Origin of the sequence: Mesorhizobium sp. M8A.F.Ca.ET.218.01.1.1 (assembly GCF_004791165.1) — a bacterium.
In the GTDB taxonomy this organism is placed as follows: domain Bacteria; phylum Pseudomonadota; class Alphaproteobacteria; order Rhizobiales; family Rhizobiaceae; genus Mesorhizobium.
In genome coordinates this window covers 1-279 of sequence record NZ_SRUZ01000232.1, presented here as the reverse complement: position 1 = coordinate 279, position 279 = coordinate 1, and the positions used below count along the sequence as shown (strand labels likewise).

The window sequence follows — 279 nt, the reverse complement described above, 5'->3', positions numbered from 1 at the left end:
GACGTGAAGCAGCACGTCGCCGAACAGCTCAAGACAGCCGCCATCACGAATTACACCATCGAGCTGGATGAGTGCGCCGAACGGGATGACGGCGGCATCATCACCGATCATGCCGTACGCAACGCGTTGAGGCGCAAGGGCTTTGCCAATCCGCAGCTCGAGTGGATGCAATGCGCGGTCGCTGACGTAAAAGCCGTACTCGCCGAGTTGCGCACGGGCCAGCAATTTACCGGCACGCACCATGAGACTTTCCCGTCGCGCGCGGAACAAGCAAGGGCC

General features: G+C 61.3%; 1 protein-coding gene. It reads right to left on the bottom strand.

Annotated features, from left to right (window positions below; translation table 11 throughout):
- Positions 1 to 243: hypothetical protein (locus tag EN861_RS35785; RefSeq protein WP_189343843.1), on the bottom strand; the 243-nt coding region annotated here is incomplete at its 3' end.
- Positions 244 to 279: the final 36 nt, after the last annotated feature.